This window comes from Niabella insulisoli, from assembly GCF_039652435.2.
In the GTDB taxonomy this organism is placed as follows: domain Bacteria; phylum Bacteroidota; class Bacteroidia; order Chitinophagales; family Chitinophagaceae; genus Niabella; species Niabella insulamsoli.
This window is the reverse complement of sequence record NZ_CP190246.1, coordinates 3,545,800-3,564,237: the sequence shown is the minus strand read 5'-3', so window position 1 is coordinate 3,564,237 and position 18,438 is coordinate 3,545,800. Positions and strand designations below refer to the sequence as shown.

Genomic DNA, 18,438 nt, shown 5'->3' with positions numbered 1-18,438 from the left:
TTTGCGCAGGCCGGGTACGAGGATAGATTTGCTTCTTTAAACCTTTTTTATGCGCTCCTTTTTATTCGTACTTTTTATTGTTGCTATTTCCCAGACAGTCAAAGCCCAATCTATTACGGGAAAAATTACTACTACCGACCAGGCGCCGGTTGCTAATACGTCCGTATCGCTGCTTGCTGCCACCGATTCGTCGCTTACCAAGATGAGCGCTGCCGATAAGAACGGCAATTTTTCATTCGACCATATTGCTTCAGGGAGTTATATTTTGATGGCCACCAGTGTGGGCTATGCCAATACCTATTCGGCCCCTTTTGCCTACGACAGCGCTAAAAGCATTGCGCAAAATTTAATTATCGATAAAAATACCGTGCAGTTAACCGGAGTGGTTGTGACCGCTAAAAGGCCGCCTATAGAAATGAAAGCCGGAAAAACGGTGGTAAACGTAGATGGCCAACCCACGAATGCGGGGCTAAACGTGCTGGAAATATTGGAGAAGTCGCCGGGGGTTTCGGTTGATGCGGATGGCAATGTGAGCCTTCAGGGAAAAGGCGGCGTGATGATTTTGATTGATGATAAACCGACCTATCTAAGCGGGACACAGCTGGCAGCATACTTAAAAAGTATTCAGGCGAGCGGGCTTAACCAGATAGAAATCATGACTTCGCCGCCCGCCAAGTATGACGCAGAAGGCGGCGCCGGCGTGATCAATATTAAAACTAAAAAGGGGTCGATCAGGGGCTTTAACGGTAACGTGGACCTGAATTTTATTCAGGGCTTTTATCCGAAATACAACGGTGGCGCCAACCTCAATTACCGCAATGGCAAAATGAACATTTTCGGCAGCTATAACGGCGGGGTTTGGGAAAGCCTGGGTGTTATGACGATCAACCGTAATTTTTATAAAGATGGTGTGTTTACCGATTCCTCTGCGCAGGTGACGCATAGAAAAAACGACAGTAAATGGCACAATGGTCGTGTGGGTATGGATTATTATTTCACGGATAAGGATGTAGCGGGAATCGTGGTGAGAGGCGGCTTTAATGAATGGAGCGGCAATAACAACAGCATTTCTAACCTTTATGATGAAAACAAACTTCTTCGTTCTTTGCTCAGTTCGCAGGGCAATAATTTGGGGCGGTCAAAAAATATCAATGTTAATGCAAATTATAAACGCACCATCGACTCGTTGGGAAAAGAGTTGTCGGTAGATCTGGATTATGGATTGTATGATGATGAGGGCAGCAACCTGCTCGTTACAAAAGCGTTGACCAGTGATCAATCGCAGATTGGAAATATTATTTCGCTCAAAGGCTCGCAGCCTTCGCTGGTGCATATTTACAGCGGCAAAGTCGATTATGTGCATCCTTTTTCTAAATCATTCAAACTTGAGGCTGGCTTGAAAAGCAGCTATGTAACCACTGATAATAACGTACTCTATTTGCGCGACACCAGCACCGGCTGGTTTGTAGATCTTGAGCGGAGTAACCATTTTATTTTCAAAGAAAACATCAACGCCGTATATGGTATTTTTACAGCAAGTTTGAAAAAATGGGAACTGAGCGGCGGGCTCAGGCTCGAAAACACGAACGCAAAAGGCGAACAGGTGAAGATTGACAGCAGTTTTACCCGCAAATACACCAACCTGTTTCCTAATGTGGGCGCCGTTTACAGCATTAATGACAACAACAAGCTGAGCTTTGCCTATAGCCGCCGCGTGCGCCGGCCCAACTACGACAACCTAAATCCTTTTGTTTATTTTATTGATTCGCTGACCTACGGCCAGGGCAATCCTTACCTGCAACCCGAATTTTCAAACCGCTTCGAACTAAGCCATACGTATAAAAACTTTTTAACTTTTACGGTGAGCCATACCCGCACTGATGATATTATTACACAACTATTAAAACAAAATTCTGAAAAGAAGACCACGTTTCAGACCACCGAAAATTTTGCTAAAAGAAGGCAGTGGGGCGCTTCGGTTTCTTTAAACAAACAATGGGTGAAATGGTGGAACCTGAGCTTATACGGCGGTGTGTTTAATAATGAATACAGGGGGTTGTATAATGATGGCAAAGAAAATATTCCTATAGTTGTTGGGTTGAATGTGGTAGACGCCAATATGGCCAATAGTTTTTCCTTTGCCAAAGTGTGGACGGCTGAAATCAGCGGTTGGTTTAGTTCAAGCCCTTCCGACGGCCTGATTATCGGGCGGCCTATGGGCGCTATGAACGTCGCTTTGGCAAAGCAGGTTTTTAAAAAGAAGGGAACGTTGAAGATTGGAGCAAGAGACCTGCTGCGTAGCAGTAATTTCCGCGGCTATTCGCGCTACGCGGATGTTGATATTACGGTAGATAATAATCGCCGGATGGATAACCCGCAATTCAATATATCATTCGTTTATAAATTTGGCAGCAATGATATAAAACCCGCACGCAGACGGACGGGCAGCGCCGATGACGAGCAAAGCCGGATCGGCGGTGGCGGCAATTAGACAAGGCTTTTTGAAGGCCGGAACTTGCCATTCACCCTTGTTTTTCAACCACTCATCGGCTATCAGTTTTTGAACTCGGTAATAAGAAATAAGTTTGCGCCTTACTTTAATAATCAATGACTACAATGAGGGTTTTATTTCTTGGACTGGCTATAAGCTTTCTTCCATTTAATCTATTGGCGCAACAAATTACGGGCACGGTAAAAGATACAGAAGGAAAAGCTTTACCGGCTGCAACCGTAAGTTTGTTAAACGCGGCAGATTCTGCCATCGTGAAATTAAATGCAACTTCCCCATCCGGCGGCTATGTTTTTGAAGGAATACCAAGCGGGCGTTACCTTGTGGCGGCGAGCATGGTGGGATACTCAAAAGTGTGGTCAACGCTGTTCAGCTATGAAGCCGGCGATAAAAAACTACAGGATCTCGTGCTTGAAAAAAGTGCTACCGAACTTTCGGGCGTGGTGGTTACCGCGCGCAAACCCCTGATCGAAGTACGGTCGGATAAAATGATCGTCAACGTGGAAGGTACGATCAATGCTACAGGCAATGACGCGCTCGAACTGCTTCGGCGCTCACCCGGTGTTTTGGTTGATAAAGATGATAATCTAAGCATGGCCGGTAAAAGCGGCGTAAGGGTTTATATCGATGGAAAACCTTCGCCCTTGAGAGGCGTCGATCTGGCCAATTACCTTAAATCTATGCAATCTTCTTCTGTCGAGTCGATAGAACTGATCACCAACCCTTCGGCCAAGTATGAAGCAGAAGGTAATGCCGGTATCATTAATATCCGATTGAAGAAAAATAAAGCTTACGGCTTTAACGGCTCGGCCAATGCGGGCTACAACGTTGCTAAATACGGAAAATATAACGGTGGTATTAATCTGAACTACCGCATGAAGAAAATAAACGTTTTTGGAAATTATAATCATAACCAGGGACTGCGGTACACCAATCTCAGCCTTTACCGAGAGCAGGCCGATAGTTTATTTGATCAATATGACAATGTGGTAATCGACCTTAAATCACACAATTTCAAGGCGGGCCTCGATTATTTCATTGATAGCAAAAGCACATTGGGTGTTATCGTAAACGGAAGCCTCTCGGATGCGGTAACAAATCACAACGGTGAAATGACGATTGCGCCGCAAACGACGGGCATTGTAGAACGCATTTTAAAAGCCAATTCTGACATCAATCAGCGCAATAAAAATTTTAATTATAACTTGAATTACCGGTATGCGGACACCAGCGGTCGTGAGTTGAACCTCGACGCAGATTATGGATACTATAATATCCGGACCAATCAGCTCATTCCGAATATTTATTATGATGGATCCGGCGTTAATGAATTATATCGAAATGTTTACAGAATGGTGGCGCCAACTGATATTGATATTTATTCTTTCAAGGCGGATTATGAACAACCCTTCATGCAAGGAAAACTTGGTTATGGCGGGAAAATCGGCTATGTAAAAACGGACAATGATTTTGCTCAATTTAATATCGGCAATACCGGAGATGAGTATATTGACCGTGACAGAAGCAATCGTTTTCAATACACCGAAAACGTCAATGCGTTATATGCGAATTTTAACAGGCAGCTAAAAGGCGTTGCGGTGCAGCTGGGTGTCAGGGCGGAGCAAACCAACTCAGAGGGATTGTCCACCGGGGAGCAGTGGCGCAACGGGCAATATATACCCTACGATTCGGCTGTGAAGAGAAGTTACCTGGATTTTTTCCCGAGCGCAGCGATTACCTTCAATAAAAATCCGATGAGCGTGTTTAATATCACCTACAGCCGCAGGATTGACAGGCCCAACTATCAAAATATGAATCCGTTTGAGTTTAAATTAAATGATTATACATATTCAAAAGGAAATACCAACCTGCGCCCTCAATACACGAATAGTTTTGGGTTAACGCATACTTACAAATACAAACTAAACACCAGCCTGACTTACAGCCATGTCAATGATATGTTTGCACGCATCCTGGAACCGGAAGGTTCGGTTCAATATCAAACGCCGCGCAACCTTGCTACGCAGGATGTGATTAACCTGAACATCACTTACCCGTTCAGTTATAAATGGTATAGTTTCTTCACCAGCCTTTCGGGCAATTACACTTATTATAAAGCAGATTTTGGTAACGGAAGAAAAATCAACCAGGATATGATCAACGGCCAGTTCTATATGCAAAATACATTTAAAATTCATAAGGATATTACGGCAGAGTTGACAGGTTTGTATCTCACGCCTTTTATTTGGGAGGGAACGTTTAGAGGCAAATCGATGGGCTTTGTAAGTGCGGGCCTGCAAAAAAACGTCCTGAAAGGAAGAGGGACTTTGAAAGCCAGCGTAGATGATATTTTCAAAACCATGCGCTTTAGGGGTACTAATGATTATGCCGGCGCACACAGCCGCATTAATGCCGCCTGGGAAAGCAGGATGTTTAAGCTCAATTTTAATTATCGGTTTGGCAGCAACCAGGTAAAAGCCGCTCGGCAACGCAAAACCGGTTTGGAGAACGAAAGCAAAAGAGCGCAAGATTCGGGAGGAACCCCCGGCCAGTAAGAGCTTAGTTTTGTTGGTTTCATGAAAGTTGTCAGCTTTTGTTGGCAACTTTTTTGCATGTAAATAATTGAATGTGCGCAGTAGGGGTACAGGTAAAAATATACATGTGAAAATCATAATCATTATACTCTTCATAACGGTAGCCCTGGGCTGCAATAATACGTCGCGGATGAACCGATCGGAAGAAGCGCCGCCGGTAGCCATCGAAACGGTGGGAGGCGACGGCATTGTGTTGGACAGTATTACCGAGATAGACAGCGCCTCCGCCACACTGCCATCGCAGTCTGTCATTGAAGTGCGCATTCCAGCGGAAACATTGCCTGTCACAAAGCTGCGCCGCGCTATAACCAATGACCGGCAATCCGTTCACGTTCAACTTACGGATCTGGATGTGGGACTGCTTAGGGTGGAACTAACGCATAGCCGGCCCGACGCCAATGTGCGCACTAGCCAAATTATAAAGCCCGACGGCAGTATGGACGGCCCATTTGGCCGCCAGTTAACTTTAGATATCAAACAGCGGGGCGATTATATACTGATTATTAACAAGAGTAATATGGCCTCCGGAACGCAGGTAGGCGATTTGTTTTTGACGATTGAAAGGTAGGCGGATAGGTACGATTATTGTAAATTAGTAGTTGAAAAAAATAGAATTAACACTTAAAAACATTGTATATGAACGACGAAGAATTAAAGAAAAACAATAAAGACGGCAACGAAGACGCGCCGGTAAAGCCAGATCCTGAAACACTCGGCAAAACGGATCCACAGGAGGATATGGAAGGACCAGTTTCTTCGCTAATGCAAAAAGGAAGCAAAGTAATGGAAAGCAAGGAAAATAAAAAAGACGCTTCCAAGCGTCATGATGATAATATGTGATGTTTCGCCGAAGGGAATGAATAGGCTCGGCCTATTCATAAATCCCATCAATGACAGCTTTATATTTTTCCATAATCACTTTTCTTTTAAGACTCATTTTAGGAGTCATTTCGCCGCCTGCTACGCTCCATTCGTGTTGGAGCAGCACGAATTTTTTGACCTGCTCCACATGGTTAAAGCGGGTGTTATGATGATCGATCACCGATCGGAATAAATCATGTATTTCCTGGCTGTTGATAATTTCTTCGTCAGACATTTCTGCCACGTTATTATCTTTCATCCATTCCCGTATCGCTGTGAAAGACGGTACCACCAGCGCACTTACAAATTTCCGCTCGCTGCCCAAAACGATAATCTGTTCAATAAACTTACTTTCCTTCATCTTATTTTCAATCGGCTGCGGCGCTACATATTTGCCCCCGCTCGTTTTAAACAGCTCCTTCTTTCGATCGGTAATTTTATAAAAACGGTTTTCAATAATGGTCCCTATATCGCCGGTATGCAGCCAGCCCTCGGTGATGACCTCGGCCGTTAGTTCGGGATGTTTGTAATAACCTTGCATGACGGAAGCGCCTTTTACCAATATTTCCCCGTCTTCAGCCAGTTTCACTTCAATTCCGTCAATCGGCGGGCCAACGGTTCCTAAATAGGTTTCATTATTCCCTTTCCTGTTGACACAAATAACCGGGCTGTTTTCTGTTGGGCCATATCCCTCATAAATTGGAATACCGGCTGCATTGAAAATGCGCAACAACTTTTCTGACGCCGCCGCTCCCCCGGTGATAATAAAATCGATGCGCCCGCCCAATGCTTCGCGCCATTTGCTAAACACAAGTTTGCGCGCAATATTCAATTTGACTCTATAGAACAAGCCCAAATCCTTTCGGTTGTCATATTTCATGCCCAGGCCCACGCTCCAGAAAAATAACGCCCTTTTAATTCCCGTAAGCTCGCTGCCTTTTGACATGATTCTTTCATAAACCTTTTCCAATAATCGGGGTACGGTCGTGAAACCATCGGGTTTTATTTCTTTAAGATTATCGCCAATCGTTTCCAGGCTTTCGGCATAATAAATACCAATGCCGCTAAAAAGATAGATATAGGTGACCATCTTTTCAAAAATATGATTCAGCGGAAGAAAGCTTAATACTTTGGTCTGCGGCTGATCGGGAAAAGGGAAGCTGGTTTTAGAAAAGAATACATTACTTACAATATTGCTATGGCTCAGCATCACACCTTTTGGCGTTCCCGTAGTTCCGCTGGTATAGATGATAGTGGCAAGATGGGTATTAGGAATATTCTTTTTTATAGTAGCGACTTCTTCTAGCAGCGTTGCGGTGGAAAGAGCAAGTAATTCAGTATAATGAGCGGCGCCATTAACCGTGTCAAAAGTATAAATACCCTGTAGAAATTCGCTGTGAAGTGATTGCACTTTTTCTAGAAGATCTTCATCGCTGACAAATAGGTACTTTGCTTCCGATTCTTTTAAGATAAACTCCAGTTCAGCAGGGTTGGTAGTGGGGTATAGTGGCACTAAAATGGCGCCAATTTGTTGAACCGCCAGATCAGTTATGACCCACTCGGGCCTGTTATTGCTAATGATGGCAATTTTATCACTTTCCTCCGGCGAAAAATCGCGGCCGCTAACTCCTTTCGCCAACAATCCTGCAGATAACCGGTTAGCCAGGTCTGCCACATCCTGTGTAGAACAGGATTTCCATTCGCCCTTGATCTTCGCATTGAGCATATCATTTTTTGGAAATGAAGTTAGCTGGTGATCTACGGCATCAAACAATCGGTATTTTGGATAATCCATAAAACAGGTATCTTTTAACAATGTACAAGTTAAGAAAAAATGATAATAGAAACCGCAGTGCCTGAGCAGGTGATATAAAAAAAACCACCTGTTGAGGTGGTTTAAAAAAACTGTGTTTTAGCTATTTATTTTAGAGAGTAAGTTTGGCCTTTAGGCATTTTAAATACTCTTGATTTATGGAAATCTGTGAACTTGTCGTACTCCGCTTTATGAGCTGCCACCCACTTTTCAAATTCGGGCTGATCGCTAACGGGGCCAAACATCCACTGGTTATAGGAATCGAATAAACCGTCTTTCATCAATTGTTGATGGTATTCAAACAAACGGAAAGGATAGGTTTTGGCAAACGAAGTGTTCCAGTCTAAGATAAAACGCGTGCGAATCATCGCCAGGCTTTCTGGAGTGATGCCCTGTGCAGAAATGCCCGATTGTTTGGCAAAGGTTTCGATAACGGCCTTTGCAAAAGCATTTTTCTGATTTTCAGCATCAGCTTTCAGGTTGTTGGAAATAAAAAGCTTGGTTTTATAAGCATCCAGTACCATTTTTTTAATGTTGTTGGCCTTTGGGTTGAGGCTTTCCATGTTCGCATAAATTTCGCCATAAATAATCGCCCAAACCTTATCGTCCTGTTGCTTATAATAATAAACCGCGGCATTATAATAGTTGCCACCGTAAGACGGCGCCAGTTGAATGCCTTTTTCCCAGTGCTGAATAGCGCCTGTCGGGTTTTTCATGATTTCCAGCAATTCGCCATAATCGTTATACAGCGGCCCGCTATTGGGAAAATCCTTCAATCCATCCTTATAATTCCGCTCTGCTTCTTTATAATTTTCCTGTGCCTTATAAATATTTCCGGCCAACTGATAGGCGGCTGGGTCGCAATCCGGACTTGCAATAACCGGGTGAATTGTTTCTAACGCTTTTGCATAATTTTTTTGATAATAATAAGCCAGGGCCAGATCTTTTTGAAGCCCAACGTCGCTTTTATTGGCTTCGATCGCTTTCGCCAAAACTAAAACTGCATTGTCCAAATCCCCTGCCTGCATAAAATTACGGGCGCGCTGCCGTTCGCCAGACATACTGTTTTGAGCAAAAACGCTAACGCAACCGATTATAAGTAAAGTCGTTACAAATATTTTTTTCATTCAATTCAATTTTTGATACCTAAATGAGCAAAAAGTAAGCCGATTATCAGGCCGGCCGCATTTGAGATGCAAAAGTAAGTTAAAGGGTGGCAGGATACCGAAAATTTATTTTCATAGCAAGACGAGAAATATAAACTTACAAGCGATTAAAATAGCAGAATGTTAAAACGCCGGTAAGCTGATGATATTACTGATCAGTGAGTTACATTTGTAAAGGCCGTGCAGCATACGCTACAATGAGGAGTCGTGACGCTTGAATGAATGGATGCTGGTATGCGCCTGGTCGTCAAAAATGCATATTCCATGCTGTCAGATTTTGCTGTGGAAACTAAAAGTCTGAATTTAGGCCGCAAAAATTTAATTAGAATACATGAAGATAGCTTTAGCCCAACAAAATTATCATATTGGTAATTTCGATTCCAACATTAAAAAAATCATTGATGCTATTAGCGAAGCCCGCCGGCAAAATGCTGATCTGGTCGTTTTTTCGGAGTTGTGTATCTGTGGCTATCCTCCCCGCGATTTCTTAGAGTTTGAGGATTTTATTAACCAGTGTTATGCGTCGATCGACGCGATCAAAGTCCATACGCAGGATATAGGCGTTTTAATTGGTGCGCCGGCGCGCAATCACAACCCTTTAGGAAAAGATTTGTTTAATGCCGGTTTTTTGATTTACCAAAAAGAAATCAAAGGCGAAGTGCATAAAACACTGCTACCTACCTATGATGTTTTCGACGAGGGCCGCTATTTTGAGCCAGCCTACGATTGGAATGTGTTGGAGTTTAAAGGGAAAAAACTGGCGGTCACCATTTGCGAAGATATCTGGAACATGGGCAGCAACCCGCTGTATCGCGACACGCCGATGGAGCAGCTGATCAAATTTGAACCGGATTTGATGATCAACCTGTCTGCTTCGCCTTACAATTATGCCCAGGATGTGGTGCGCAACAGCATTGTCAAAGCGCATACGTTGAAATATAACCTGCCTATGATTTATTGCAACACGGTAGGTTCGCAAACAGAAATTGTTTTTGATGGCGGCAGTTTGGTTTATGATAATGGCGGCAACAAAAGAGCAGAGCTAAAATACTTTGAGGAAGATTTTGCGGTGGTTGATGTGGACCAATTGACTGGCCAGCAGCCTGCTGCCGGTGATTCAAAAGTATATTTCGCAGCGTCGGAGGTAGGGCTTGAGAAAAATGTATTAGATTACCTGGCCGATGAAAAAAATATCGAAGAAATTCATGCTGCCCTGGTGTTGGGCATCAAAGATTATTTTACCAAAATGGGTTTCCGGAAGGCAATCATCGGCTCCAGCGGAGGGATTGACAGCGCTGTAACAATTGCCTTGGCGGTAGAAGCCCTGGGAAAAGAAAATGTAAGAGCCGTGCTGATGCCTTCGCATTATTCGACTTCTCATTCGGTAAGCGACGCAGAACAGTTGAGTAAAAATTTGAACAACCCCTACGATATTATCGCTATCAAAAATATCTACGATGCTTTTCTGCAAGAACTAAAACCGTTGTTCCAGGATTTGCCTTTTAGCGTTGCTGAAGAAAATATCCAAAGCAGGACGCGCGGCAACCTGCTGATGGCCATTGCTAATAAATTTGATTATATTCTTTTGAACACATCAAACAAAAGTGAACTGGCCACCGGGTATGGCACTTTATATGGCGATATGGCCGGCGGATTAGGCGTCTTGGGAGATGTTTATAAAACGCAGGTGTATGCGCTTGCAAAATTTATCAACCGCAATGGTGAAATTATCCCGGAACATATTTTAACCAAAGCGCCTTCGGCAGAATTACGCCCCGATCAAAAAGATAGCGACAGCCTGCCGGAGTATGACGAATTGGATACTATTCTCTTTAAATATATCGAAGAAAGGCAGGGGCCGAAGGAGTTGATCCGGCAAGGTTTTAATGAGCAATTGGTGAACCGTGTTTTAAAAATGGTAAATAGAAACGAATACAAGCGCAACCAGTTTTGTCCCATTATCCGGGTCAGTTACAAGGCGTTTGGAGTAGGAAGAAGGATTCCCATTGTGGCAAAATATTTGAGTTGATAGGCCGGGCCTGAAAGATTTGCAGGAGCAGGAACTATTTATCAGCAATTTATCGCGTATGTTAAAAACAGCAGAAGATATAAAAATACTCAATGAAAAAATTGCGGAGGTTGGCGCTTTCGTTGACAAGCTAAAAAGTGCGGTCGGGCATATCATTATCGGGCAGGCTCACATGCTTGATCGTTTATTGATCGGGCTTTTGAGCAACGGCCATGTATTGTTGGAAGGTGTGCCCGGGCTGGCAAAAACGCTGACGATTAAATCGCTCGCCACAGCCATACAGGCAAACTTCAGCCGGATTCAGTTTACGCCCGATTTGCTGCCAGCAGATGTGATCGGAACGCTCATTTACAATCAGCAGCAAAATGATTTTATCGTTCGCAAGGGCCCCATCTTTTCCAACTTTATTCTGGCTGATGAAATCAACCGTGCGCCGGCCAAAGTGCAATCGGCCTTATTGGAAGCGATGCAGGAGCGGCAGGTAACAATCGGCGACACTACCTATGCATTGGAGGAGCCCTTTCTGGTGCTTGCCACGCAAAACCCGCTGGAGCAGGAAGGCACATATCCGCTGCCGGAGGCGCAGGTAGACCGGTTTATTATGAAAGTAATTGTGCGTTATCCCGAAATGCAGGAAGAGCAATTGATTTTGCGATCCAATGTGCAGTCGATAAAAATGGCGCCGATAGCGCCGGTGGTGAGCGTGCAAGAGGTGCTGGAAGCCCGCGACCTGGTGCGCAATATCTATCTCGATGAAAAGGTCGAGCAATATATTTTAGATATTGTTTTCGCTACGCGTTATCCGGGCCGCTACGAACTCCAAAAGCTGGAGCCTTTGATTGCTTATGGTGCGTCGCCGCGGGGCAGCATCAACCTGGCCTTGGCAGGCAAGGCCAAAGCGTTTCTTAATAAGCGCGGTTTTGTCATGCCGGAAGATATCAGAAGCATAGCCCATGATGTGCTTCGGCATCGTATCGGACTGACTTATGAAGCCGAGGCTGAAAATGTCAATGTGGAAAATGTGATTGATGAAATATTAAATAAGGTGAACGTTCCTTAACCGTTTGATACGCTTTGTAAGCGCCCAAAGTTTTAGTGATAACATGCGCAGCACATCTGAAATATTAAAAAAGGTAAGAGAGCTTGAGATCAAAAGCAAAAAGCTGGCGAGGGATTTGTTTTCGGGTGAATATCACAGCGCTTTTAAAGGCAAGGGAATGGCTTTTAAAGAAGTGCGCGAATATGCGGCGGGCGACGATGTAAGGTTTATCGACTGGAATGTTTCTGCCAGGTTTGGCCATCCTTTTAGTAAAATATTTGAGGAAGAGAGGGAGCTCACGGTTATGTTGCTGGTGGATATCAGCAACAGCTCTTTGTTTGGTACCCATTACGGTTCAAAGAGAGAGGTGGCTACAGAAGTGGCGGCAGTGCTGGCCTTTTCGGCGGTTAGCAACGGCGATAAGGTTGGCGCCGTGTTTTATAGCGATCAGGTTGAAATGTACATCCCTCCTAAAAAAGGCCGTAAGCATGCCTTGTACATTGTGCGGGAAATGCTGAGTTTAGCGCCTCGTGGCAAAGGCACCCAGCTAAGTAACGCGTTGAGATATTTTACTAATGCCATCCGACAGTCGAGCATTGCTTTTTTGTTAAGCGATTTTATCGATGCGAATTATGAAGAGGCATTGCGGGTCGTGGGCAAAAAGCACGACCTCATCGGCATCAAAATTTATGACCAGATGGATCAAACGCTCCCAAAAGCCGGACTGATGCAGATGATGGACGCGGAAACCGGTGGCGTGAAATGGGTGGATACCGGTAATGCCTTTGTCAGAAAAAAATACGAGGAGCAGTTTTTTGACGCCACGGCCCATTGTGTCAATATTTTTAAAAAAGCAGGGAGTGATCTTTTGCATATCAAAACCGGCGATGATTATGTGCATGTATTACAGCGATTTTTTAGAAGCAGGATTGGTAAAGGCCATTAGTGTTTAGCCGGCTTCAGCATTTAAAGTTGAAAATTTGCAGATTGATTTTTTTAATACCGTTGTAAATAGCAGATTAAAGCAGTTGATGAAAAGCGCTTTGTTGATGGGATTGCTGCTTTTGTCGATACAAACTTATGCGCAGCCGGTTTCGGTGCGCGCATTTACTGATAAACAAAAAGTATTACTGGGCGAACCTTTTTGGCTGACGCTGGAGGTGAAGTCGCTTAACAATGTGAAGCCACCCGCTTTTAAAGTTGACTCGCTCGCGCATTTCGAATTTATCACGCGGGATAGTTCGGGCGTTATACAGCGGGGCGACACCTCTTATTACCATCAGTATTTTCAGCTACGGAGTTTCGATTCGGGGCGATGGGTTATACCACCTTTTACCCTGAGGCCGTTTGTAAAAACGAGCAGTTTGCTGATCGATGTGATGTTTACTGAAAACTTCGATCCCCGGCAGCCTTATCACGATGTGCAGGAAATAAAAGGCGTTCCTTTTAAAATAGATGCCGACATCGAAAAATGGTGGTATTTAATCGCCGCGTTCCTTATCTTTTTAACCCTGCTTATTTATTGGCTAACCGGTCCGCGAAAACCGGCAGCCGTGAGGAAACGTAGCGGCTCAGCAACGCCCTTTGTAAAAGCAGTCAACAGTTTGGAAGATCTGAAAAAAAGCCAACCGGAAGAAAAGCTATTCTATGCGCAGCTGGTTGAAATCTTCAGAGATTATATCGCGGAAAGAACGGGCATTACATCTCAACAGCAAACCTCCAATAACCTGATTGGGAAGATTAAGCTTTTGATGGCCGACGAGGTGAAATATGAAAGCCTGGCGCAGGTGCTTTATTTATGCGATTTTGTAAAGTTTGCCAAATATCATCCGGAGCATAGCGAAGCCGCGTCCGCTTTTGAAGTTATTGAAGATGCAATTCATTATATAGAAGAAACCCTGAAACGGCAGCCTGGCCTGGTTTCAGAAGAGTGATCAAGAGGCAAACATGATTAAGAAATGATTTACGACTGGCTACAAAATATCACCTTTGTGTGGCCCGAGAATTTTATCCTTCTCGGCATTTTGCCTTTTCTTATTTGGAGCTATATAAATAATGAACGGCGTGCGAGCGGATCTATGATGGCATCCGCTGTTCCTGCCAAAATACCTGAAACATTTAAAAACAGGTTGCGCCACCTGCCTTTTATTTTAAGGATGCTCGCACTGCTATGCCTGATCATGGCATTGGCAAGGCCGCAGCATCAGACGGACAAAAGCCGGTCGGAAGGAGAGGGGATTGATATCGTATTATGCATGGATGTGAGCGGTAGCATGGGGACAGAAGATGTGGTGCCCAATCGCTTTTCAGTGGCCAAGGATGTGGCGATAGAATTTGTAAAGAATCGCCCCGTCGATCGTATTGGCCTTGTCATTTTTGCCGGCGAAAGTTTCACCAAAAGTCCGATCACATCCGATAGGAATGCAGTGCTCAACCAGTTAGGCAGCTTGAAGATTATGGATGGCGGCTACCTTGAAACCGGCACACTGATTGGCGAAGGTTTGGCGATGTCGGTCAACCGGATTAGTAAAGGCACCGGCAAAAGCCGCGTTGTTATTTTATTAACCGATGGAAAAGAAGATGCGCCGCCAACAAGGATTATTGATCCGGAAATGGCGATGGAAATTGCGAAAGCCAACAATGTAAAAGTGTATTGTATCGGCCTCGGATCGGCAACGCGCACTGCCGAACAAATTGTTACAGATATTGCAGGCAACAGCGTTAGGAATTATATCGATGAAACCTTGCTGAAAAGAATTGCATCAAACACCGGCGGCAGGTATTACCGCGCCATCGATCGGCCTTCGCTTCAGGCCATTTACAGCCAGATTGATCGGCTGGAAAAGTCAAAAGTGGAAATCATTAAGTATAAAGAGGTAAAAGAAATGTTTATTCCACTGGTGCTCGCGGCGCTGTGCTGGCTGTTTCTGGAAGTAGTGCTGCGGTTTACAATTTTTAAGAAATTCCCTTAGCCGGATGATATCAGCGGCTTCGTGCTATTTTTTTTATAGCATGCCTTTCAAACGGCCTGATTGCTTTTTTCTCGCCAGGTAAAAACATTACTTATTTTGACAAGCGGCAGGGTTAGTTTTGCAGATGTTTCGTGTTAGTTGGTTAGCGATCGAAAAACAAAGTAAATACAAAAAAAGCAGCCGAAGCCGCTTTTTTTTGTATTAGAAATCATTAAAAATCCCGGTAAGTTCCGCTGAGGTATTGATTGGCGGCCTCTTCTTTAAAGCGCGCATTTTTTCCGTCCCAGTTCAGTGTTTGACCAGGGAATCTGGCAGCTATCACACCTAATAAAATTACTTCGGTAAGTTTTGCGGCGTAGGAGAAGGGCGCGCTACATTTAGCCTTGCCCAGGCAGGCATCCACGAATTCGTGATAATGTTTTTCTCCCTCTACATCGTAGCTCACCGTTGGTTTGCCTGCTTCGCCTTTCGTGTCATATTTTTTAATATCGATAGTTTGATAAGCGTCGTTGATGATCAGTTTGGGAAGCTGCATAAAGTGAGGCAACAACAGGCGCTGGCCATTTTCGCCGATAAACATGGCGCCCTGATCAGGAAGCTTTTCACCGTTCGGAAGTTTTAATTCTTCCTGCAGTTCGGGAGCCCCTTTGCCATCATACCAAACCCACTCTAATGTTTTAGCAGTATAGGGCGTTCCGGGGAATACATAGGTAACATGATTTTTTTCTGCATGCCCAAAATCGTTGGGAGCGCGGCATTCGTTTTTTACTGTCAACGGAACGCTGAGTTTAAGTGCGTTGTAAGGCGTGTCGAAAATATGAACGCCCATATCGCCCAAAGTGCCGCAGCCATAGTCGATACATTTACGCCAGTTGCCCGGGTGATAAAACCCTTTTTTATAAGGCCGCTCTTTAGCCGTTCCCAGCCATAGGTTCCAATCCAAACCTTCCGGTACGGGGTCGCTTCCTTCGGGCGCCGGCCCGTCATAGCCCCAAACCTTGGGCGACCAGGCAATTACTTTTTTTACCTTCCCGATGATCCCTTTCTGAATTAATATAGTCGCCAGTTTGTAGTCATAGAAAGAGTGCACCTGGATACCCATTTGCGTCACCAGTTTTTTCTGGGCCGCCACAGCTTCCATCTTGCGCGATTCTGAAATATAGTGTGTGAGTGGCTTTTGGCAATAAACATTCTTATTCATTTCCATCGCCATCAACGAAACCGGCGCATGGGCATGATCGGGGGTGGAAACCACGACGGCATCAATTTCATTCCCGATCTTTTTAAACATTTCCCTATAGTCGGTAAACACTTTAGCGCCGGCATATTTTGCTTTTACCGCATTGACTTTATTCATATCCACATCACACAATGCCACCACTTCTACCGCAGGGTGCGAAGCTATATCCTTCAAATCAGCTACGCCCATCATACCGAGGCCCACCTGCGCGATCCTCAGTTTTTTGTCGCCATTAAACGCCGAAGATGGAAACGGAAGCAACATGGCCAATGCTCCCGCCGCGGTAGTTTGTATAAAATGTTTTCTTTTCATTCGTATGTGTTTTTGTTTTTTTAGTTTAATATTTCAACGGAAGCAAACGGTACCACCCTTAGCGATAGCTAAAGCGGCTTTACTTTTACATTTTTAAATGACAGCGAACCTCCATGATGTTGAAACGCGATATATCCCGATTTGAACTTTCCATAGCTTTCGCTTTTTGCCCATTTGCCGGCCTTCTTGCGTGCTTGCCAATCAGCAGAGCCGGGTTCAAAACTGAGGAGTTTCACACCATTGAGCCAGTGCTCGGTTCTGCCGGGCGCTACTACAATTTTAGTGGTGTTCCATTCGCCCGCAGGGTGCAATACTTTTTTTGATTCGTCGGCAGTATGCATGGCATAATCTGCTCCCGCCTTTTGCCAGTCTTGCAGCTGATCAGGATGAGCCGAACCAAACTGCGCATTATAATTTTTTAAACCCGGGTTCATGGCTGCGAAGTTTACATCGTCAATAATCTGGTATTCCGGCGCCATCTGGGTTGGCGACCCGTAGCCTTCCTTCACATGATAGAAAATACCGCTGTTGGCGCCTTTTTCGATTTTCCAATCCACGGTTAATTCAAAATATTCAAATTCCTGGCCTCCGTAAATAACATCAAGCCCGCCTTTATAAGAAGTGTCTTTTTTTACGGCATGATCAAGCGATAAAACGCCGTTATCAACCGTCCAGCCGGGAGGCAATGTTTTACTGTTGTATCCGCGCCACTGCGCTGCATTTTTTTTACTCAACAGATCGATCTGCTTTTTTCCCTGTGCATAACAAACCGATGTTGTAAAAAATGCAATGAAAAAAGTGATCCGTAAGAAAGGGTTCTTAAGGCTAAGGTGAATCATTTTTTTTAAAAGTTTGATGGATGAGAATTCTTACATAGCAAGTGCTAAAAATAAGAAATAAGTTCACAACTTATTTGGCCTCAACAAAAATTAGTCGAAAAATTATAGGTTTTCGTTGCAGCGCAACCGTTTGCACAACGCAGTTCAATCGTTGGGGTTATACTTTTTTCTACCTTCTTTAAGATGGCCTGTTCGTTTCTTTTGGTCTAAACGCTTTTGCACGGCCGCCGCTGATCGTTTTGTAGCGATGCGCGCTTTCTTTTTTTGCAAAGCGTTGGCCAGCAACTGAGATATCTTTTTGCTTGCTTCGTTTTTATTGGCCAGTTGGGTGCGGTGGGTTTGGGCTTTCACCTGCAAATACCCCTCTGCGTTAATGCGAGAGGCCAGCTTGTTTTTTATGGTTTGCTTCTGCGTTTCTGTGAGCAGATCCGATTGGTCGATATGAAAGGAAGCGATCACAGCGGTTTCTACCTTGTTCACGTTTTGACCCCCTTTGCCGCCGCTGCGCATGGTTTTAAATACGATTTCTTTTAAGACGTCCATTTTTATGGTTTAATACTCTAAGGTAAATTTTATATTTTGCATGGTAATGAAGGCAGTGATTCAACGTGTTCAGAACGCAAGCGTAACGATCGATGGCCGCGTGCACGCAGCGATTAATAATGGACTTTTGGTGCTGCTGGGTATTGAAGATGCGGATACCCGCGCCGATATCGACTGGCTGAGTCAAAAAATAGCCAATCTGCGCATATTCAATGATGGCGAGGGCGTCATGAACCTTTCAATTAAAGACAGCGGCGGAGATATATTGCTGGTCAGCCAGTTTACGCTGCATGCTTCGACAAAAAAAGGAAATCGTCCTTCTTATATTAAAGCAAGCAAGCCGCCAATTGCCGTGCCTTTGTATGACGGTATGATCGCTCAAATGGAGACGAATTTGGGCCGAAAAATATACACCGGTGTGTTTGGTGCTGATATGAAGGTGGCGCTCATCAACGACGGGCCGGTAACAATTATTATCGACACAAAAAATAAAGAATAGCCGCCATCAATTAAGGAAGCTA

The 18,438-nt window shown here is 44.4% G+C and carries 14 protein-coding genes and 1 pseudogene; 10 read left to right on the top strand and 5 right to left on the bottom strand.

Annotated features, from left to right (window positions below; all coding sequences use genetic code 11):
* The first annotated feature begins 49 nt into the window (after positions 1 to 49).
* The 4 genes from ABDK00_RS14915 (at position 50) to ABDK00_RS14900 (ending at position 5,943) form a co-directional block, all read left to right on the top strand.
* Positions 50 to 2,491, top strand: coding sequence for an outer membrane beta-barrel family protein (locus ABDK00_RS14915; protein ID WP_346236563.1), 2,442 nt, complete (start codon positions 50 to 52; stop codon positions 2,489 to 2,491).
* A 125-nt stretch (positions 2,492 to 2,616) separates the two neighbouring features.
* Complete coding sequence (locus ABDK00_RS14910) at positions 2,617 to 5,064, top strand: outer membrane beta-barrel family protein (RefSeq protein WP_346236564.1); 2,448 nt, start codon at positions 2,617 to 2,619, stop codon at positions 5,062 to 5,064.
* 106 nt (positions 5,065 to 5,170) lie between these two features.
* The gene (locus tag ABDK00_RS14905; protein WP_346236565.1) at positions 5,171 to 5,671 is read left to right on the top strand and encodes a hypothetical protein; all 501 of its coding nucleotides are present in this window, start codon (positions 5,171 to 5,173) and stop codon (positions 5,669 to 5,671) included.
* A gap of 68 nt (positions 5,672 to 5,739) precedes the next feature.
* Entirely contained in the window at positions 5,740 to 5,943 is a 204-nt protein-coding gene (locus ABDK00_RS14900; RefSeq protein ID WP_346236566.1) for a hypothetical protein, read from the top strand.
* A gap of 31 nt (positions 5,944 to 5,974) precedes the next feature.
* On the opposite strand, the gene ABDK00_RS14895 is transcribed toward ABDK00_RS14900, so the two are convergent.
* Both ABDK00_RS14895 and ABDK00_RS14890 read right to left on the bottom strand, forming a co-directional pair.
* Positions 5,975 to 7,759 (bottom strand): long-chain fatty acid--CoA ligase, encoded by a 1,785-nt coding sequence (locus ABDK00_RS14895; RefSeq protein WP_346236567.1) that lies wholly within the window; start codon positions 7,757 to 7,759, stop codon positions 5,975 to 5,977.
* 125 nt (positions 7,760 to 7,884) lie between these two features.
* Entirely contained in the window at positions 7,885 to 8,904 is a 1,020-nt protein-coding gene (locus ABDK00_RS14890) for a tetratricopeptide repeat protein (RefSeq protein ID WP_346236568.1), read from the bottom strand.
* Between the two features lie 370 nt (positions 8,905 to 9,274).
* On the opposite strand from ABDK00_RS14890, the gene ABDK00_RS14885 reads away from it, so the two are divergent.
* Genes ABDK00_RS14885 through ABDK00_RS14865 form a run of 5 tightly spaced genes read left to right on the top strand, consistent with a single transcriptional unit; the run spans position 9,275 to position 14,983 of the window.
* On the top strand, positions 9,275 to 10,972 hold the full coding sequence (locus tag ABDK00_RS14885) for an NAD+ synthase (RefSeq protein ID WP_346236569.1): 1,698 nt from the start codon (positions 9,275 to 9,277) through the stop codon (positions 10,970 to 10,972).
* A gap of 58 nt (positions 10,973 to 11,030) precedes the next feature.
* Entirely contained in the window at positions 11,031 to 12,032 is a 1,002-nt protein-coding gene (locus ABDK00_RS14880; protein WP_346236570.1) for an AAA family ATPase, read from the top strand.
* Between the two features lie 43 nt (positions 12,033 to 12,075).
* Complete coding sequence (locus ABDK00_RS14875) at positions 12,076 to 12,957, top strand: DUF58 domain-containing protein (protein ID WP_346236571.1); 882 nt, start codon at positions 12,076 to 12,078, stop codon at positions 12,955 to 12,957.
* 34 nt (positions 12,958 to 12,991) lie between these two features.
* Positions 12,992 to 13,945 carry a hypothetical protein gene (locus ABDK00_RS14870; RefSeq protein ID WP_346236573.1) on the top strand — a complete coding sequence of 318 codons (954 nt, stop codon included), beginning with the start codon at positions 12,992 to 12,994 and terminating at the stop codon, positions 13,943 to 13,945.
* A 24-nt stretch (positions 13,946 to 13,969) separates the two neighbouring features.
* Positions 13,970 to 14,983 carry a VWA domain-containing protein gene (locus ABDK00_RS14865; RefSeq protein WP_346236575.1) on the top strand — a complete coding sequence of 338 codons (1,014 nt, stop codon included), beginning with the start codon at positions 13,970 to 13,972 and terminating at the stop codon, positions 14,981 to 14,983.
* 211 nt (positions 14,984 to 15,194) lie between these two features.
* Here ABDK00_RS14865 and ABDK00_RS14860 read toward each other — a convergent pair whose 3' ends face one another.
* From ABDK00_RS14860 to arfB, 3 genes and pseudogenes are all read right to left on the bottom strand, one after another.
* A complete protein-coding gene (locus tag ABDK00_RS14860; RefSeq protein ID WP_346236576.1) occupies positions 15,195 to 16,535 on the bottom strand; it encodes a Gfo/Idh/MocA family oxidoreductase in 1,341 nt (446 codons plus the stop codon).
* Positions 16,536 to 16,603: 68 nt separating this feature from the next.
* Positions 16,604 to 17,374, bottom strand: a complete 771-nt coding sequence (locus ABDK00_RS14855) for a DUF1080 domain-containing protein (protein ID WP_346236577.1) — start codon at positions 17,372 to 17,374, stop codon at positions 16,604 to 16,606.
* Between the two features lie 144 nt (positions 17,375 to 17,518).
* Positions 17,519 to 17,902: pseudogene (gene arfB, locus ABDK00_RS14850) on the bottom strand (alternative ribosome rescue aminoacyl-tRNA hydrolase ArfB); the annotation flags it as partial.
* Positions 17,903 to 17,963: 61 nt separating this feature from the next.
* Here arfB and dtd point away from each other — a divergent pair.
* Entirely contained in the window at positions 17,964 to 18,416 is a 453-nt protein-coding gene (gene dtd, locus ABDK00_RS14845; RefSeq protein WP_346236579.1) for a D-aminoacyl-tRNA deacylase, read from the top strand.
* The last annotated feature ends 22 nt before the right edge of the window (positions 18,417 to 18,438 follow it).